Raw genomic sequence first — 16,446 nt, 5'->3', positions numbered from 1 at the left:
GAGCAGCCATGTACGCCCCGGGTCATCCCCCGACGCCGCCGCGTCGGGTCCCCAGCAGGGCCTGGATCGTCTCGATGCGTGTGCTGTTCATCGCGCTCGCGGTGTGTTCGTTCGGTCTGCTGCTGTGGACCCCGCTGCTCCGGCTCGCGATCGTGCGCCGCCGGAAGATCGACTGGTGGCTGACCGGGGCGGGCTTCCTGTTCGTCTGCGTGCTCCTGCCGATCCTCGGCAGGGACGGGAAAGACGACCCCACCGGCATCGACTTCGTCCTCATACCGCTACTGCTGGTGGTGCTGGCGGCAGCGGTCGGGTACTACGTGGTCGAGGACATCCGCCACTACGAGCGGCTCAGGCGGCCGGGGCCCGTGATCGGGTACGGGGACCCGACGGTGCCGGGGTACGGATACCCGCTCATGGCGCCGATGGGCGTACCACCCGTACCACCCGCCGCTCCTGTTTCCGGGGTCGCCGCCGCACCCGTGCCCGCTCCCGCTCCCTTCCCGGCCCCCGTGTGGCACCAGCAGCCCGCACCCACCCCCGTGCACCCGCTGCGGTATCAGCCGCAGCCGCCCACCGCATCGCAGCCGCCCGCCGCGCCGCATCCGCATGTCGCCTCCGCCCCTGCCCCCGGCCCCGCTCCGCGTCCGTCACATCCATCGCAGGCATCGGATCCGTCACTCCCGCAGCAGCAGCCCCAACGCATCGATCAGGTCCGTGCCGAGCTGGACGAGCTGAGCGCCTACCTTCGTGAGGAGGACGGCCGGTGAGCGGACGTGTCGTCGCCGGGCGGTACCAACTCGCGACCGTCATCGGTCAGGGCGGCATGGGCCAGGTCTGGACGGCCTACGACCAGCGCCTGGACCGCCGGGTCGCGGTGAAGCTGCTCCGCCCCGACCGGGTCACCGGCCCCGTCGACAGCCGGGCGGCGGACGAACTGCGCCGCCGCTTCGTCCGCGAGTGCCGGATCACCGCGCAGGTCGACCACCCCGGACTGGTCACGGTCCACGACGCCGGCAGCGACGGCGAGGACCTGTACCTCGTCATGCAGTACGTCGAGGGCGCCGACCTCGCCGACCATCTCGCCGAGCACGACCCGTACCCCTGGCAGTGGGCCGTGTCCGTCGCCGCCCAGTTGTGCGCCGTCCTGTGCGCCGTGCATGCGGTCCCGATCGTCCACCGCGACCTGAAACCCCGCAACGTGATCGTGCGACCGGACGGCGCCGTGACCGTCCTGGACCTCGGTGTCGCCTCGGTGCTGGACACCGACACCACCCGTCTCACCCACACCGGCTCACCGATCGGCTCCCCGGCCTACATGGCGCCCGAGCAGGCGATGGGCGGCGCCGTCGGCCCGTACACCGATCTGTACGCGCTCGGTGTGCTCCTTCACGAACTCCTCAGCGGGGACGTGCCGTTCGCCGGGTCCACCGCGCTGGGCGTGCTCCACCGCCACCTCCACGAACCGCCGCTCCCGGTCCGCCGGGTGCGGCCGGACATCCCCGGGCCGCTCGAAGCGCTGGTGCTGCGCCTGCTCGCCAAGGACCCGCAGCACCGCCCGGCCGACGCCCAGGAGGTGTACGAACACCTCGCCCCGCTGCTTCCCGCCCGGGGCGCCGGGCCGTCCACCGGCCCGCTCGACCCGACCCGCCCCTTCCTGCGCCCGCACGCCCCGTGGCCCGACCGGGGCTCCGCCCCGACCCCGTCGCCGGTGTCCGCGCCCCTGTTCCCGCCTCCGTCGGCCGCCCCGGCGGGCACGGCGACGGGCGCGGCGGCCCGGCCCGATGTCGCCGCCGCCGTCGACGAGGTCAAGCGACTGCTCGGCGAGGGCCGTATCACCCAGGCCGTGGACATCCTCGGGTCCCTCCTCCCCGTCGCGGCCGAACAGCACGGCGAGAACTCCGCCGTGGTCCGCATCCTGCGCAAGCAGTATGCGGCGACGCTGATGGACGACGGCCAGTACCGCCGCGCCCTGCCCGAGCTGCGTCGCCTCGCCGACGAGCGCGCGGCGCAGGCCGGACCGGCCGACGCCCAACTGCTCCAGTTCCGCCGGGACGCGGCCCAGTGTCTGGAGCAGCTCGGCGAACCGGCCGCCGCGCTCGCCGAGTACCGCGCGGTGCTCCCGTACTGCGAGAACCACCGGGCCACCGGCGGCGACCCCGCCCGCGCCTTCGAGATCCGCAACCGCATCGGGCATCTGCTGCTCGCGCTCGGCGACCACGCGGGCGCACGCGTGCAACTCCAGGCGCTGCTGTACGACGCGGAACGGGCCTACGGGCCGCACCACCCGCTGCCGGTGGAACTGCGCCGACGGCTCGACCGCCAGGCGGAGGTCCAGGGCGGCTGAGGACCCGCCCCGTCCGCCAGGAACTCCATCTGGGCCTTCGTCAGGGTCTTCGGAGGGCCTTCAGCAGGGCCTTCACCGAGGCCCTCCGGGTAATGGTCACGCCAAACTTCCGCAAATGGAATGTCACGGACCGCCCCTGTGGCCCCCGTGGCGTGAGATCGTGTGCTGCCGCCGGGGCGGCTGACGACCCCGCCTGCCCCGTCGGCCTCAATCTTCTTCTCCCTCGCGTTCTCCGGGTTCCCGTGCAGCGGGTCCCGCGGCCGGGGCGGTCCCCGTGCGGGCGAGGGCAAGTGGTCGGCATACGCGGGAATGTGTCGGCACCGCATACATAAAGCCCCTGCAAACCGGGGCAATTCGCTTGATGGGTATCCGCCGGTTATTGAACAGGGCCGTTCCGCCGGGGACATGGATCCCGACAGGCCGTGCGATCAGCGGTGTCGAGGAACCCATGGAGGAGCCGTACGCGGTCCCCACATCTCCAACTCCGCCCGAATCGTTGGTCGAACCAGTGGCCCCAATCACATCCACTGCCTACCATCGATCAGCGCAAGGTCTTGTGCACTGATGCACAAAGTCTCCCCGGGAGGTTCCTTTGCACCGCCGCCGTCGCACCGCGCTCACCGTCTCCGCCGCCCTGCTGGCCGGCACCCCGTTCCTGACCGCATGCGGCAGTCAGGCCCATCCGGGCGCCGCGGCCCTCGTCGGCGGCGACCGGATCGAGGTGTCCACCGTGCAGGGCCAGGTGGCGGCGGTGCGCGAGGCACAGCGCCAGTCCCGGGAATCCGACCAGCTCATCGACAAGTCCGGCCAGCTCGGCCGGGCCAAGCTGCACGGTCTGATCTTCGACCGGGTCCTCGACCGGGCCGCGCGGGACGCGGGCGTGACCGTCGACCGCGGCGAGATCCAGGAGATGAGGAAGGCGGCGGTCGCCCAGTCCGGGGGAGAGGAGCGGCTGCGGGCGGCGATGCTCCAGCAGAGCTGGGTCGCGCCCGACCAGATCGACGCCGTCCTGCGGGAGCAGGTCCAGCTGTCGAAGCTGGCCGAGGCGCTCGGCGCCGACCTGCGACAGCCCGAGGGGCAGAAGATCGTCGGTGACGCCCTCAGCAAGGCGTCGAAGGCGCTGAAGGTCGACGTGAACCCGCGCTACGGCACCTGGAACGATCAGCAGACCCAGCTCGCCGACTACAAGGCTCCCTGGATCAGCCAGGTCACCAAGCCCGCCGGAGCGCTCCCGGAGTCCGGCGCGTAGGAGCGCGGCCGGTCGGCCGGGCGCGGGCGGCGCGCCGGCACGCGAACGGTGTGCACAGCGGCGCTCGTTACGCGAACGGTGTGCACGGCGGCGCCCGGGGCCGACCGGGGAGGGGGCCGGTCGAGGAGCGATCCGGCCGGAGAGGGAATCGACCCGGTGACGGACTCGGCCGGAGGCGGATTCGACCGGAGGTAGATTCGAACGGTGAACGCTGAAGCCCCCGGCCGCGCCGACACCTCCGGTCGCGCCGAAGCCCCCGGCCGTATCATCCTGCTCACCGCTAGCCACCGCGTGGCGCCCGGACTCCTGTCCTGGCCCGCCTGGCAGGCGTTGCGCGCCGCCGACCGGGTGCTCTGCGCCGAGCTGGACAACCCGCAGCTGCCGTACCTGCGCGAGGCGGACGTGACCGTCGAGCACACCGTGCCCACTGCGCACGAGCTCGTCGACGCCTGCGCGGGCGGCCGGACCGTCGTCGTCCTCACCGGCGGCGAGGGGAACCAGCCGCTGACCGACGGGCTCGCACGGCTCGCCGGTTCGGGGCGGGTGAGCATGCCGGACCTGGAGCTGCTGCCCGGCTCCTACGATCTGCCCGGTGCGCGGCTCCTCGACCTGGTCCAGATCATGGACCGGATCCGCAACGAATGCCCGTGGACGTCGCGGAAGACCCACAAGGGGCTCGCCAAGTACGCCATCGAGGAGGCGTACGAACTCGTCGAGGCGATCGAGGACGGCGACCGCGACGAACTGCGCGAGGAACTGGGGGACGTACTCCTCCAGGTCGTCTTCCACGCCCGGATCGCCGAGGAGGGCGGTCCCGGGGAGGGGGAGGAGCCCTTCTCCGTGGACGACGTGGCCGCGACCCTCGTCGAGAAGCTCATCCACCGCCACCCGCACGTCTTCGGCGACGAGACCGCCGAGACCCCCGAGGACGTGCACGCGCACTGGCTGCGGACCAAGGCCGTCGAGAAGCGGCGCGAGTCCGTCACCGACGGGGTGCCGCTCGGCCAGCCCGGGCTGGCGCTGGTGGCGAAGCTGGCCTCCCGGGTCCGTACCGCCGGCCTCGACGTGCCGTTGCCCACGGGCCGGGGCATCGGCTACGAACTCCTCGACCTCGCCGTGCGCGCCGAGAAGGACGGTGTGGATCCCGAGGCGGCGCTGAGGGCCGCGGGCCGTGCCTACCGGGATGCCATCCGGGCGGCCGAGGGCAACGCCTGACCCGGCTGGGCGTCGGCAGGCGCCTCCGGGGCGCCGGGGTCGCCCCCGAAAGACGGGGATAACGTCAAAGGGTGAACCACAGCCCCGCCGACCGACCCGCCGATCAGACCGTGGGCCGCCCCGTCGACCACGTCACGGAGGCCCCCGCCGACCGCCCCGCGCAGGCCCCGGCCGAGGCCCCCGCCACCTGTCCCGCGGGCGCTCCCGAACTCTTCACCTGGGAGTTCGCCACCGACCCGTACCCGGCCTACGCCTGGCTGCGCGAGCACAGCCCCGTGCACCGCACCTCGCTGCCCAGCGGCGTCGAGGCGTGGCTGGTGACCCGGTACGCGGATGCCCGGCAGGCGCTCGCCGATGCTCGGCTCTCCAAGAACCCGGCGCACCACGCCGAGCCCGCGCACGCCAAGGGGAAGACCGGCATCCCCGGCGAGCGCAAGGCGGAGCTGATGACGCATCTGCTGAACATCGACCCGCCGGACCACACCCGGCTGCGCCGCCTGGTCTCCAAGGCGTTCACCCCGCGCCGGGTCGCCGCGTTCGCGCCGCGCGTGCAGGAGCTGACGGACGGGCTCATCGACCGCTTCGCCGCCGAGGGCCGGGCGGACCTCATCCACGACTTCGCCTTCCCGCTCCCCATCTACGCGATCTGCGACCTGCTCGGCGTCCCGCGCGAGGACCAGGACGACTTCCGGGACTGGGCGGGCATGATGATCCGGCACGGCGGCGGCCCGCGCGGCGGCGTCGCCCGGTCGGTGAAGAAGATGCGCGGCTATCTCGCCGAACTCATCCACCGCAAGCGGGAGAACCCGGGGGACGACCTGATCTCCGGGCTGATCCGGGCCAGTGACCACGGCGAGCACCTCACCGAGAACGAGGCCGCGGCCATGGCCTTCATCCTGCTCTTCGCCGGTTTCGAGACGACCGTCAACCTCATCGGGAACGGCCTCTACGCCCTCCTTCGCAACCCGGAGCAGCGCCACCGCCTTCAGGACTCCCTCGATGCCGGGGAGAGCGGACTGCTGGAGACCGGGATCGAGGAACTGCTGCGGTACGACGGTCCGGTGGAACTGGCGACCTGGCGGTTCGCCACCGAACCGCTGACGCTCGGCGGCCGGGACATCGCGGTCGGCGACCCCGTCCTTGTCGTGCTCGCCGCCGCCGACCGCGACCCGGCACGCTTCGAGGACCCCGACACGCTCGACCTCGCCCGACGTGACAATCAACACCTCGGATACGGGCACGGCATCCACTACTGCCTCGGCGCGCCGCTCGCCCGACTGGAGGGACGGACCGCGCTCGCCACGCTGCTCAGGCGCCTTCCCGACCTTCGGCTCGCGGCGGAACCCGCCGATCTGCGGTGGCGCGGAGGGCTCATCATGCGCGGACTGCGCACGCTCCCCGTCGAGTTCGGACCCCGGCTCGCCCGACCTATTTCTGACGTGACGTCAGATCTGTGATGTGCGCGTGATCGGCGCTGCATCGACTTGTGACACGCGTTCGAGTCCGGTTAGGTTCACCGTTCGACCCCACCAGGTCGCTCGACAGAACTCGTCCGTCACACGGAAGGCAACCTCATGGGCTCCGCGAACGGCAGACACCGTCGCCCTCGTCAGGCACCCGCCATCGTCGTCGCGGCAGGCGTGACCGGATCCGCCATCGCCATCCCGCTGCTCGGTGCCGGCGCCGCGCAGGCGGCCGACTCCACGACCTGGGACCGGGTCGCCGAGTGCGAGAGCGGCGGTTCCTGGAGTGCCGACTTCGGGAACGGCTCCTACGGCGGCCTTCAGCTCACCCCGGAGACCTGGAAGGCGTACGGCGGTGAGGCGTACGCCCCGCGCGCCGACCTCGCCAGCCGCTCCCAGCAGATCGCGGTGGCCGAGAAGATCCTGGGCGACCGGGGTCCGCAGGCGTGGCCGAGCTGTGCGCCCCTCTCCGGCCTCGCGACGGGCGGGGGGCTGCCGGGGGTCGATCCGGGGGAGACCTCCTCCGGGAAGCCCGCGGGGGGTGCCGGGACGGAGAAGGACGCGAAGGAGACGGGCGGCACCGGGGCGGAGAAGGGCGCGCAGCGGGCTGACGAGCCGTCGGAGTCCTTGCCCGACGAGGACGTCACGCCTTCGGGCCGTGCCGGGAAGCCGGACGCCGGAACCGGGCCCGGGTCCGATGTCACGCCCTCGCCCGCCGGGTCCGCTGCTTCACCCGCCGATACGCACCGTTCGACCGAATCGGTGGATATGGGCGATTCGGGCACCTCTGTCACTCCGTCAGAGTCGCCCGGGGGCTCGGAAGGATCCGGGGCGTCGGGCGGCAAGCATCGCGGCGCGCCGGCCGCCGAGGATGAGCGGGGCGCCGACGGGGGTGTCGGCCGCGAGTCGGGCCGTCATGCCTCGCGCGACGGCGGCGGGCGCGACGCGGCCTCCCCGGCCGCCGGCGACACGTACACCGTCCGCCCCGGTGACAACCTCTGGGTGATTGCCGACGAGCGGAACGTCCCCGGTGGCTGGCCCGCGCTCTACGAGGCCAACAAGGAGGTCGTGGGCTCCGATCCGGACCTCATCCTTCCTGGCCAGAGCCTTGAGGTCGACGCGGAGACCCGTTGAGGCCGGTCCCGGTAGCCGACTGACGGACCCTCAAGAACCGGACGCTTTCGGAGGCCCGTGCACCTGCGTGCGGGTGAGACATGGGTCTCTTTGCGTCAATTGGCGTGTGGCGCCTGGAGTCCCGTCCGTATCGTGCCCCACCTGCGAAAACGACGGCTCCTCACATGCGAGTGAGGGGTGATTGTCCGATGTGTCCATCTTTGAATGTGAGGCTTATATGTGTTTACGGTCGTAACCGCTCGCACCGCGGGCCCCGTCGACCGTCACGCCGAATCCTGCCGTCGGTCGGAGGGAACAGACGCGTTCAAGCGCCGTAGGCAGGAGCGGGGGACCCAGGTAGGCGTCGGCCCCGATCGTCGTGAGACGCATCGGGACCGGCTTGGGGTGAAGTCGCGTGCTAGGACGTGCGACCGGGCAACTCACTCGGCCCGAACCCGACAGCTCACCTCGTAGGCGTCGGTGAGGAGAGTTCCATGCTGTTTTCCGGCAAGGGCAAGCATCGCCGCCCGTCCAAGGCCGTCCGTGTCGCCACGCTCGCCGGAGTCGCCGGCTCCGCCGTCGCCGTCCCGCTGATGGGCGCGACCAGCGCTTCCGCCGCCTCCGTCGCCACCTGGGATGCCGTCGCCCAGTGCGAGTCCGGTGGCAACTGGTCCATCAACACCGGCAACGGCTACTACGGCGGTCTGCAGTTCTCGCAGTCCAGCTGGGCCGCCGCCGGCGGTCTGAAGTACGCGCCGCGCGCCGACCTGGCCACCAAGGCCCAGCAGATCGCCGTCGCCGAGCGGCTCCTCGACATGCAGGGCCCGGGCGCCTGGGGCTGCGCCTCCGCCGGCAACCTGCGCAACGACAACGTCGATCCGGGCGTCGACACCTCCTCGAAGAGCTCCGGCACCGCCAAGAAGCAGAGCACCCAGGCGGCCCCCAAGCAGCAGGCCCAGCCGGAGAAGGCCGAGCGGGCCGAGGCCCCCGCCTCCCGCTCCGACCGTCCCGCCGCCCCGCGGACCGAGTCGAAGAAGACCGTCACCACCCCGACCGGCGAGAAGGTCAAGAAGGGGGACGGCGAGTACGAGGTCGTCTCCGGCGACTCCCTCAGCGAGATCGCCGCCGCGCACGGTGTCGAGGGCGGCTGGCAGCGGCTGTTCGAGCTGAACAAGGACATCGTCGAGAACGCCGACCTGATCTACCCGGGTCAGCAGCTGCACCTGACGAAGTAGTCAGGGCCCCTCTCCTCTCCGGATGCCCGGCCCGGCGCGAGCCCCTGCGCGCCGGGCCGGGGCGTCTGCTCGGTCGGAGCGCGCGCCGCGCGCCGACGCGCCACCGCGCGTCCCGCGCCCGGGCGTGCGCCGCTCGTGTGCGGCGAACTTCGTTCGACTGTTTTAGTCCTGATCCGTAATATTCTGGCCATTTGCCCGGGATCACGCATTCTCGGGTCCTTTTTCGTCCCAGGGGGCGGGCGGTCGTCGGGCCGAGCGGGCGGGGCCGGTTAGGCTCTTGTCGCAAGGCCAGAGTGACCCTGCAGAACCAGTGTCATATCCCAGAAGGAGATGCCTCGTGCCGTCCATCGACGTCGTCGTAGCCCGGGAAATCCTCGACTCCCGGGGGAACCCCACGGTCGAGGTCGAGGTCGGCCTCGACGACGGCAGCACGGGGCGTGCTGCCGTGCCGTCCGGCGCCTCCACCGGTGCCTTCGAGGCCATCGAGCTTCGCGACGGCGACCCCAACCGCTACCAGGGCAAGGGTGTCGAGAAGGCCGTGCTCGCCGTCATCGAGCAGATCGGCCCGGAGCTCGTCGGCTACGACGCGACCGAGCAGCGGCTGATCGACCAGGCGATGTTCGACCTGGACGCCACCGAGAACAAGGGCTCGCTCGGCGCCAACGCCATCCTCGGCGTCTCGCTGGCCGTCGCGCACGCCGCCTCCGAGGCATCGGACCTGCCGCTGTTCCGCTACCTCGGCGGTCCGAACGCGCACCTGCTGCCCGTCCCGATGATGAACATCCTCAACGGTGGGTCGCACGCCGACTCCAACGTGGACATCCAGGAGTTCATGATCGCCCCGATCGGCGCCGAGTCCTTCTCCGAAGCCCTGCGCTGGGGCGCCGAGGTCTACCACACGCTGAAGAAGGTGCTGAAGGGCAAGGGCCTGTCGACCGGCCTCGGCGACGAGGGCGGCTTCGCGCCGAACCTGGAGTCGAACCGCGCCGCCCTCGACCTCATCATCGAGGCCATCAAGGAAGCCGGCTACGTCCCGGGCAAGGACATCGCGCTCGCGCTCGACGTCGCCGCGTCCGAGTTCTACAAGGACGGCACGTACGAGTTCGAGGGCAAGTCCCGCTCGGCCGCCGAGATGACCGAGTACTACGAGGAGCTCGTCTCCGCGTACCCGCTGGTCTCCATCGAGGACCCGCTGTACGAGGACGACTGGGCCGGCTGGAAGATCATCACCGACAAGCTCGGCAGCAAGGTGCAGATCGTCGGTGACGACCTGTTCGTCACCAACCCGGAGCGCCTGGCCCGCGGCATCGAGGAGGGCACCGCCAACGCCCTGCTCGTCAAGGTCAACCAGATCGGTTCGCTGACCGAGACCCTGGACGCCGTCGAGCTCGCCCAGCGCAACGGCTTCAAGTGCATGATGTCGCACCGCTCCGGCGAGACCGAGGACGTCACCATCGCCGACCTCGCCGTCGCGGTGAACTGCGGCCAGATCAAGACCGGCGCCCCGGCCCGCTCGGACCGCGTCGCCAAGTACAACCAGCTGCTGCGCATCGAGGAGATCCTCGACGACGCCGCGGTGTACGCCGGCCGCTCGGCGTTCCCCCGTTTCAAGGGCTGAGCCCCGAGGACGTTCCGGGGGCCGAACCCCGCGGACCGGGCCTTCGGGTCCCCACGGCCGGTCCCGGCCCGCGGGGACCGGATGGCCCCGGCCTCCGTCCGTCCCCGCACGCGGTCCCGTACCGTGTGCGGGGACGGACGTGTGTGAAGGGGAGGCGGAGACATGGCCGCGAAGGACCGGGACCGGTTCTCCACCGCGACCCGGCTGCGACTGCTGGGCGAGCAGACCGCGGCCCGTGTCTACCGGTCGCAGACCCGTCGTCAGGACCGCCGCTCCCGGCTCACCGGCCGGGCCGCCTTCCTGGCCCTCGTCGTCTGCTCCCTCGTGGTCGCGCTCGCGTACCCGATACGGCAGTACGTGTCGCAGCGGGACGAGATCGCCGACCAGGAGCGGCTGGCGCGGGAGGCCCGGGCCCGTACCGAGGAGCTGCGCGACGAGAAGGCGCGGCTCCAGGACGACGCGTACGTCAGGCAGCTGGCCCGCAAGCATCTGCACTATCTTCTTCCCGGGGAGACGGGCTACACGGTGATCGACCCGGACGCGGTCAAGGAACGCGACGGCGAGACGGACGGGTCCGGCCGGCCGTGGCACGCGAACCTCTGGGACGGGGTCGACAGCGCCGACCGCAGCTGACCGCGTCCACCCGCCCCCGCCCCGGAAGGCCGGCCCCTCGGACTTCCAGCCCCACGGACGCCCGGACCCCCGGACTTCCGGTCCCTCGGACCTTCGTCCTTCAGGCCCGCGGATCCCCGGCCCCGGCCCCGGATGCCCGGCCCCCTCCGAACCGTCAGAACCCCAGAACCTAGGCAGGCATGGAAACCCCCCCTCCGCAGACCGAGCCCACCGAGCCCACCGAGGCGGACATCGCCGCGTTCCAGCAGCAGCTGGGCCGCCCGCCGCGCGGGCTGCGCACGATCGCGCACCGCTGCCCGTGCGGCAACCCGGACGTGGTCGAGACGCAGCCCCGGCTGGAGGACGGCACGCCGTTCCCGACGACGTACTACCTGACATGCCCGCGCGCCGCGTCCGCGATCGGCACGCTGGAGGCGAACGGGGTCATGAAGGAGATGACCGAGCGCCTCGGCACCGACCCCGAGCTGGCCGCCGCCTACCGGGCCGCGCACGAGGACTACATCGCCCGGCGCGACGCCATCGAGGTGCTGGAGGGCTTCCCCAGCGCGGGCGGCATGCCGGACCGGGTGAAGTGCCTGCACGTGCTGGTCGCGCACTCGCTGGCGGCGGGCCCGGGCGTGAACCCGCTGGGCGACGAGGCGATCGCGATGCTGCCGGAATGGTGGCGCAAGGGGCCGTGCGTGACGCCCTGCGCCCCTGACGACGAGGGCTGACCGTTCCCACGGGGGCTCCGCCCCCCGACCCGCGCCCCTCGGCCGCCGCCGGGGCCGGCACGAGGGCCGTGCCCCGGACCTCGTCCCCCGGCGGGGCCCGGCGGGGCCCGACTCTCCCCAGGAGCACCCATGACCCGCGTGGCCGCGATCGACTGCGGTACCAACTCCATCCGTCTGCTCGTCGCGGATGCCGACCCGTCCACCGGCGAGTTCGTCGAGCTCGACCGCCGGATGGAGATCGTCCGCCTCGGCCAGGGCGTCGACCGCACCGGCCGGCTCGCCCCCGAGGCGCTGGAGCGGACGTTCGACGCCTGCCGTCGGTACGCGGAGGTGATCGAGAAGCACGGGGCGCGGCGGATCCGTTTCGTCGCCACCTCCGCCTCCCGGGACGCGGAGAACCGCGACGAGTTCGTCCGCGGCGTGCTGGACATCCTGGGTGTCGAGCCCGAGGTGATCAGCGGTGACCAGGAGGCGGAGTTCTCCTTCACCGGCGCCACCAAGGAGCTCGTGGGCCGCGACCACCTCGCCAAGCCGTACCTCGTCGTGGACATCGGCGGCGGCTCCACCGAGTTCGTCGTCGGAGACGACCACGTGCGGGCGGCGCGCTCGGTCGACATGGGCTGTGTCCGCATGACCGAGCGCCACCTCGTGCACGACGGCGTCGTGACCGATCCGCCGACCCCCGGTCAGATCGCCGCGATCAGCGCCGATGTCGAGGCGGCCCTGGACCTTGCCGAGGAGACCGTCCCGCTCACCGGGGCCGCCACCCTCGTCGGCCTGGCCGGGACGGTCACCACGGTCGCCGCGATCGCCCTCGGACTCGACACGTACGACTCCGAGGCGATCCACCACTCCCGGATCTCCCTGGAACAGGTCGAGGCGATCACCGCGCGTCTCGCCGCCTCCACGCACGCCGAGCGCGCGGCGATCGGCGCCATGCACCCGGGGCGGGTCGACGTGATCACCTCCGGGGCGCTGATCCTGCTCGCCGTGATGCGGCGGGCCGGGGTCCGCGAGGTCGTCGTCAGTGAGCACGACATCCTCGACGGGATCGCGTGGTACGCGGCAGGCGCCTGACCCTCGCCCGGCGAGCGGCGATGACGGTGCCGGGGCGGGACGTCACAGGTCACGGTGGACGTCCCGCCGGTCGCGTTCCCGCCCGCACTTCTGAACTGCCGTTTCCGAGCTGCCGTGCGCTGTCCGGGGAGGGCCCGGAGGGGCATCCCCCGACAAAGTTCGTGAACTTCTTCACAAGTAATTCGGCCTCGTGAAGGGCGGTTCTCGTCCGTAGGGGCGCCCGGAGCCGCTCGGGGTGTCGTTCCACGCTGGTTCGGGACTGTTCCGGTTGTGTTTCCGTGGAGTGGACCAGGGCGGTGGTCCACCGCCTCTTCGGACACAAGAGCCAGCTCACAGGCGGTGTACAACGTCCGTCCGCCCCCTCTGGTTCCCTGACGGGATCATGACCTCGGTCACGTGGGCGGGGCAGTGTAGCAGAGGGTGGAGACAACCTTGTGAAGGGGCTCACGAGGGGGCCCGTGGAGGGGGGTGGATACTCGATGGCATGAGCACCACGGAGCGTCCCAGGATCCTCGTAGTAGGCGGTGGGTACGTAGGCCTGTACGCAGCTCGACGCATTCTGAAGAAGATGCGCTACGGAGAGGCGACCGTCACGGTCGTCGACCCGCGCTCGTACATGACGTACCAGCCCTTCCTCCCCGAAACCGCCGCCGGCAACATCTCGCCCCGGCACGTCGTCGTCCCGCTGCGGCGCGTCCTGCCGAAGGCCGAGGTCCTCACCGGGCGGGTCACGACCATCGACCAGGACCGCAAGGTCGCCACGGTCGCGCCGCTCGTCGGCGAGTCCTACGAGCTGCCCTTCGACTACCTGGTCATCGCGCTGGGCGCGGTCTCCCGCACCTTCCCGATCCCCGGCCTCGCCGAGCAGGGCATCGGCATGAAGGGCGTCGAGGAGGCCATCGGCCTGCGCAACCACGTCCTGGAGCAGCTGGACAAGGCCGACTCGACGACCGATGAGGAAGTCCGCCGCAAGGCGCTCACCTTCGTCTTCGTGGGCGGCGGTTTCGCCGGTGCGGAGACCATCGGCGAGGTCGAGGACATGGCTCGCGACGCGGCGAAGTACTACACGAACGTGAAGCGCGAGGACATGCGCTTCATCCTCGTCGACGCCGCCGACAAGATCCTGCCCGAGGTCGGCCCGAAGCTGGGCACCTGGGGGCGCGAGCACCTGGAGTCCCGCGGCATCGAGGTCTTCCTCGGAACGTCCATGGACTCCTGCGTCGACGGCCACGTGGTGCTGAAGAACGGCCTGGAGGTCGACGCCGGCACCATCGTGTGGACCGCCGGTGTGAAGCCGAACCCGGCGCTGGCCCGGTTCGGTCTGCCGCTCGGCCCGCGCGGTCACGTGGACACCAGCGAGAAGCTCCAGGTGCAGGGCACCGACTACATCTGGGCCGCGGGCGACAACGCCCAGGTCCCGGACATGGTCGGCCGCAGGGCCGGCAACCCGAACGCCTGGTGCCCGCCGAACGCCCAGCACGCGCTGCGTCAGGCCAAGGTCCTCGGCGACAACGTCATCTCCGGGATGCGCGGCTTCCCGCAGAAGGAGTACAGCCACGCCAACAAGGGTGCCGTCGCCGGTCTGGGGCTGCACAAGGGCGTCGCGATGATCAACCTGGGCAAGATGAAGATCAAGCTCAGGGGCCGTCTCGCCTGGTACATGCACCGTGCCTACCACGGCATGGCGGTGCCGACCTTCAACCGCAAGATCCGCGTCTTCGCCGACTGGACCCTCGCCGTGTTCCTGAAGCGCGAGGTCGTCTCGCTCGGCGCCATCGAGTCGCCGCGCGAGGAGTTCTACGAGGCCGCCAAGCCGGCCCCGGCACCGGCCGCCGCCAAGCCCGAGGGCGAGAAGGCCAAGGCCTCCTGACGTCCCGTCACGGGTCCACTCGCCCGCACGGTACGCCGTAGTACGCGCACGACGCCCGAAGGGGCCGCCCGCCATCCGTGGTGCGGGCGGCCCCTTCGGCGTACCCGGGGGTGGGAGGCTCTCCACGCGCTCCGCGGCGGGCGGCGCGGGCTCGTGCCGGCTGTCGGTCGGGGCGGCGCGCCACCGAATGTGTGTGACGTACAGGTATTTTGCCGTTCCGTTCCGTTGCGCTGTAGCGGGATGGGGCGTGTTCGGCGGACTGTTGAGGGTGATGCACCTCGCCGCGGCGCCGTGTGCGCCCGGCGTGGTTCCAAGCGTGTCCGACCCCTTTCGGGCATGTTTGGGCATGTTTGGGCGTATTGGGAACACCATCAACGGAGGTGTGCACCATGGCTGACGCCGCGTTGCGGCTGACCGCTCTCGTCGAGGAGTTTCTGGGAGAGAGGCTGCCGGTCCGGATCCGGGCCTGGGACGGCAGCGAGTCCGGACCGCCCGGTGCCCCCGTGCTCGCCGTCCGCAACCGGCGCGCACTGCGCAGGCTGCTCTGGAAGCCGGGCGAACTGGGCCTGGCCCGCGCCTGGGTGGCGGGCGACATCGACATCGAGGGCGATCTGTACGAGGCCCTGGACCGGCTGGCCTCGCTGATCTGGGAGCGGGACGCGGCGGCCGAGGACACCGTCCACCCGGTCCGCGACCCGAGGACGCGGGCCTTCGCGAAGGGGCTGCTGCGCCTCGCCGGCCCCGGACTCCCGCCGACGCCGCCGCCCGAGGAGGTGCGCAGCCGCTTCGGCACCCTGCACACCAGGCGCCGCGACAAGGCGGCCATCAGCCACCACTACGACGTCGGCAACGACTTCTACGAACTGTTCCTCGGCCCGTCCATGGTCTACTCCTGCGGCTACTGGGAGGACGGCGGGACCCTGGAGGAGGCCCAGCGCGACAAACTCGACCTGGTGTGCCGCAAGCTCGCACTGAAGGAGGGCGACCGCCTCCTCGACATCGGCAGCGGCTGGGGCTCGATGGCCGTCCACGCGGCCCGTGAGTACGGTGCCCGGGTCACCGGGGTGACGCTCTCCGCGGAACAGGCCGCGTACGCCAGGAAGCGCGTCGCGGGCGAGGGCCTGACCGACCGGGTCGAGATCCGGGTCCAGGACTACCGGGACGTCCGGGACGGCCCGTACGACGCCGTCTCGTCGATCGGCATGGCGGAACACGTCGGCGCGGCCCGCTTCCGCGACTACGCCGACGACGTCCACGCACTCCTCAAGCCCGGTGGCCGGCTGCTCAACCATCAGATCGCCCGCCGCCCCGAGAAGGACGAGTCCGCGTACCACGTGGACGAGTTCATCGACGCGTACGTCTTCCCGGACGGCGAACTGGCCCCGGTGGGACGGACCATGGCCATCCTCGAAGAGGCCGGCTTCGAGGCCCGGGACGTCGAGTCGATCCGCGAGCACTACGCGCTGACACTGCGCGGCTGGGTCGCCAACCTGGAGAAGCACTGGGACCGCGCGGTCCGGCAGACCTCGGCCGGGCGGGCCAGGGTCTGGCGCCTCTACATGGCCGCCTCGGCGCTCTCCTTCGAGCACAACAGGATCGGCGTCAACCAGATCCTCGCGGTGCGCCCGGCGGAGGGAGGGGCCTCCCGGATGCCGCTGCGGGCCCGTCGGTGGACGGAGACGGCCACCGCCTGACCGGGACCGCGGGAAGGGCCCGACCGGGGCGCGCGAAGGACCTGACCGGAACGCACCGAGGGCCGGTACCCGCAGCACTGCGGGTACCGGCCCTCGGCCGTCGAACCTCTCGGTGGTGAGCCGCCCGGTCATGAGCCGTCCGGCCGCGAACCGTTCGGCTCCGGACTTACGACCTGGGGAGCAAGAGGGAGCGGGCTCCCGACGCCCTGCGACTCCGCTCGC

At 71.7% G+C, this 16,446-nt stretch carries 13 protein-coding genes and 1 riboswitch; all 13 genes read left to right on the top strand.

The window, feature by feature from the left end; translation table 11 throughout:
• Positions 1-8: 8 nt before the first annotated feature.
• The 13 genes from ACFYXM_RS07840 to ACFYXM_RS07780 all read left to right on the top strand — a co-directional run bounded on the left by ACFYXM_RS07840 (position 9) and on the right by ACFYXM_RS07780 (position 16,224).
• Positions 9-767, top strand: a complete 759-nt coding sequence (locus tag ACFYXM_RS07840; RefSeq protein ID WP_389287877.1) for a hypothetical protein — start codon at positions 9-11, stop codon at positions 765-767.
• A complete protein-coding gene (locus ACFYXM_RS07835) occupies positions 764-2,344 on the top strand; it encodes a protein kinase (RefSeq protein ID WP_389287875.1) in 1,581 nt (526 codons plus the stop codon). The genes ACFYXM_RS07840 and ACFYXM_RS07835 overlap by 4 nt, the downstream gene beginning before the upstream one ends.
• Before the next feature lie 592 nt (positions 2,345-2,936).
• Positions 2,937-3,593 carry a SurA N-terminal domain-containing protein gene (locus tag ACFYXM_RS07830; protein WP_389287873.1) on the top strand — a complete coding sequence of 219 codons (657 nt, stop codon included), beginning with the start codon at positions 2,937-2,939 and terminating at the stop codon, positions 3,591-3,593.
• 204 nt (positions 3,594-3,797) lie between these two features.
• Positions 3,798-4,808 (top strand): nucleoside triphosphate pyrophosphohydrolase, encoded by a 1,011-nt coding sequence (locus ACFYXM_RS07825; protein WP_389287871.1) that lies wholly within the window; start codon positions 3,798-3,800, stop codon positions 4,806-4,808.
• 110 nt (positions 4,809-4,918) lie between these two features.
• Positions 4,919-6,265, top strand: coding sequence for a cytochrome P450 (locus ACFYXM_RS07820; protein ID WP_389288281.1), 1,347 nt, complete (start codon positions 4,919-4,921; stop codon positions 6,263-6,265).
• Between the two features lie 117 nt (positions 6,266-6,382).
• Entirely contained in the window at positions 6,383-7,405 is a 1,023-nt protein-coding gene (locus ACFYXM_RS07815) for a transglycosylase family protein (RefSeq protein ID WP_389287869.1), read from the top strand.
• Positions 7,406-7,704: 299 nt separating this feature from the next.
• Positions 7,705-7,876, top strand: a riboswitch (cyclic di-AMP (ydaO/yuaA leader).
• Between the two features lie 2 nt (positions 7,877-7,878).
• Entirely contained in the window at positions 7,879-8,619 is a 741-nt protein-coding gene (locus ACFYXM_RS07810) for a transglycosylase family protein (protein WP_389287867.1), read from the top strand.
• A gap of 337 nt (positions 8,620-8,956) precedes the next feature.
• The gene (gene eno, locus ACFYXM_RS07805; RefSeq protein ID WP_389287865.1) at positions 8,957-10,237 is read left to right on the top strand and encodes a phosphopyruvate hydratase; all 1,281 of its coding nucleotides are present in this window, start codon (positions 8,957-8,959) and stop codon (positions 10,235-10,237) included.
• A 162-nt stretch (positions 10,238-10,399) separates the two neighbouring features.
• Positions 10,400-10,870 carry a septum formation initiator family protein gene (locus ACFYXM_RS07800; protein WP_389287863.1) on the top strand — a complete coding sequence of 157 codons (471 nt, stop codon included), beginning with the start codon at positions 10,400-10,402 and terminating at the stop codon, positions 10,868-10,870.
• Between the two features lie 179 nt (positions 10,871-11,049).
• Positions 11,050-11,583: a DUF501 domain-containing protein gene (locus ACFYXM_RS07795; RefSeq protein ID WP_360109787.1), complete on the top strand. Its 534-nt coding sequence runs from the start codon at positions 11,050-11,052 to the stop codon at positions 11,581-11,583.
• A gap of 129 nt (positions 11,584-11,712) precedes the next feature.
• Positions 11,713-12,660: an exopolyphosphatase gene (locus ACFYXM_RS07790; protein WP_389287861.1), complete on the top strand. Its 948-nt coding sequence runs from the start codon at positions 11,713-11,715 to the stop codon at positions 12,658-12,660.
• 484 nt (positions 12,661-13,144) lie between these two features.
• Positions 13,145-14,530: an NAD(P)/FAD-dependent oxidoreductase gene (locus tag ACFYXM_RS07785; RefSeq protein ID WP_389287859.1), complete on the top strand. Its 1,386-nt coding sequence runs from the start codon at positions 13,145-13,147 to the stop codon at positions 14,528-14,530.
• Between the two features lie 389 nt (positions 14,531-14,919).
• Positions 14,920-16,224 (top strand): class I SAM-dependent methyltransferase, encoded by a 1,305-nt coding sequence (locus ACFYXM_RS07780; protein WP_389287857.1) that lies wholly within the window; start codon positions 14,920-14,922, stop codon positions 16,222-16,224.
• Positions 16,225-16,446: the final 222 nt, after the last annotated feature.

The organism is Streptomyces sp. NPDC002476 (genome assembly GCF_042889785.1).
GTDB lineage: Bacteria > Actinomycetota > Actinomycetes > Streptomycetales > Streptomycetaceae > Streptomyces.
The sequence above is the reverse complement of the archived record's forward strand: the minus strand, read 5'-3'. Positions and strand labels throughout refer to the sequence as shown.

What these genes read in the sequence shown, in the direction of transcription:
- ACFYXM_RS07840 (WP_389287877.1), top strand. Translation starts at nt 9, where the DNA reads ATGTACGCCCCGGGTCATCCCCCGACGCCGCCGCGTCGGGTCCCCAGC.
- ACFYXM_RS07780 (WP_389287857.1), top strand. Translation starts at nt 14,920, where the DNA reads ATGGCTGACGCCGCGTTGCGGCTGACCGCTCTCGTCGAGGAGTTTCTG.
- ACFYXM_RS07790 (WP_389287861.1), top strand. Translation starts at nt 11,713, where the DNA reads ATGACCCGCGTGGCCGCGATCGACTGCGGTACCAACTCCATCCGTCTG.
- ACFYXM_RS07815 (WP_389287869.1), top strand. Translation starts at nt 6,383, where the DNA reads ATGGGCTCCGCGAACGGCAGACACCGTCGCCCTCGTCAGGCACCCGCC.
- ACFYXM_RS07810 (WP_389287867.1), top strand. Translation starts at nt 7,879, where the DNA reads ATGCTGTTTTCCGGCAAGGGCAAGCATCGCCGCCCGTCCAAGGCCGTC.
- ACFYXM_RS07800 (WP_389287863.1), top strand. Translation starts at nt 10,400, where the DNA reads ATGGCCGCGAAGGACCGGGACCGGTTCTCCACCGCGACCCGGCTGCGA.
- ACFYXM_RS07795 (WP_360109787.1), top strand. Translation starts at nt 11,050, where the DNA reads ATGGAAACCCCCCCTCCGCAGACCGAGCCCACCGAGCCCACCGAGGCG.
- ACFYXM_RS07785 (WP_389287859.1), top strand. Translation starts at nt 13,145, where the DNA reads ATGAGCACCACGGAGCGTCCCAGGATCCTCGTAGTAGGCGGTGGGTAC.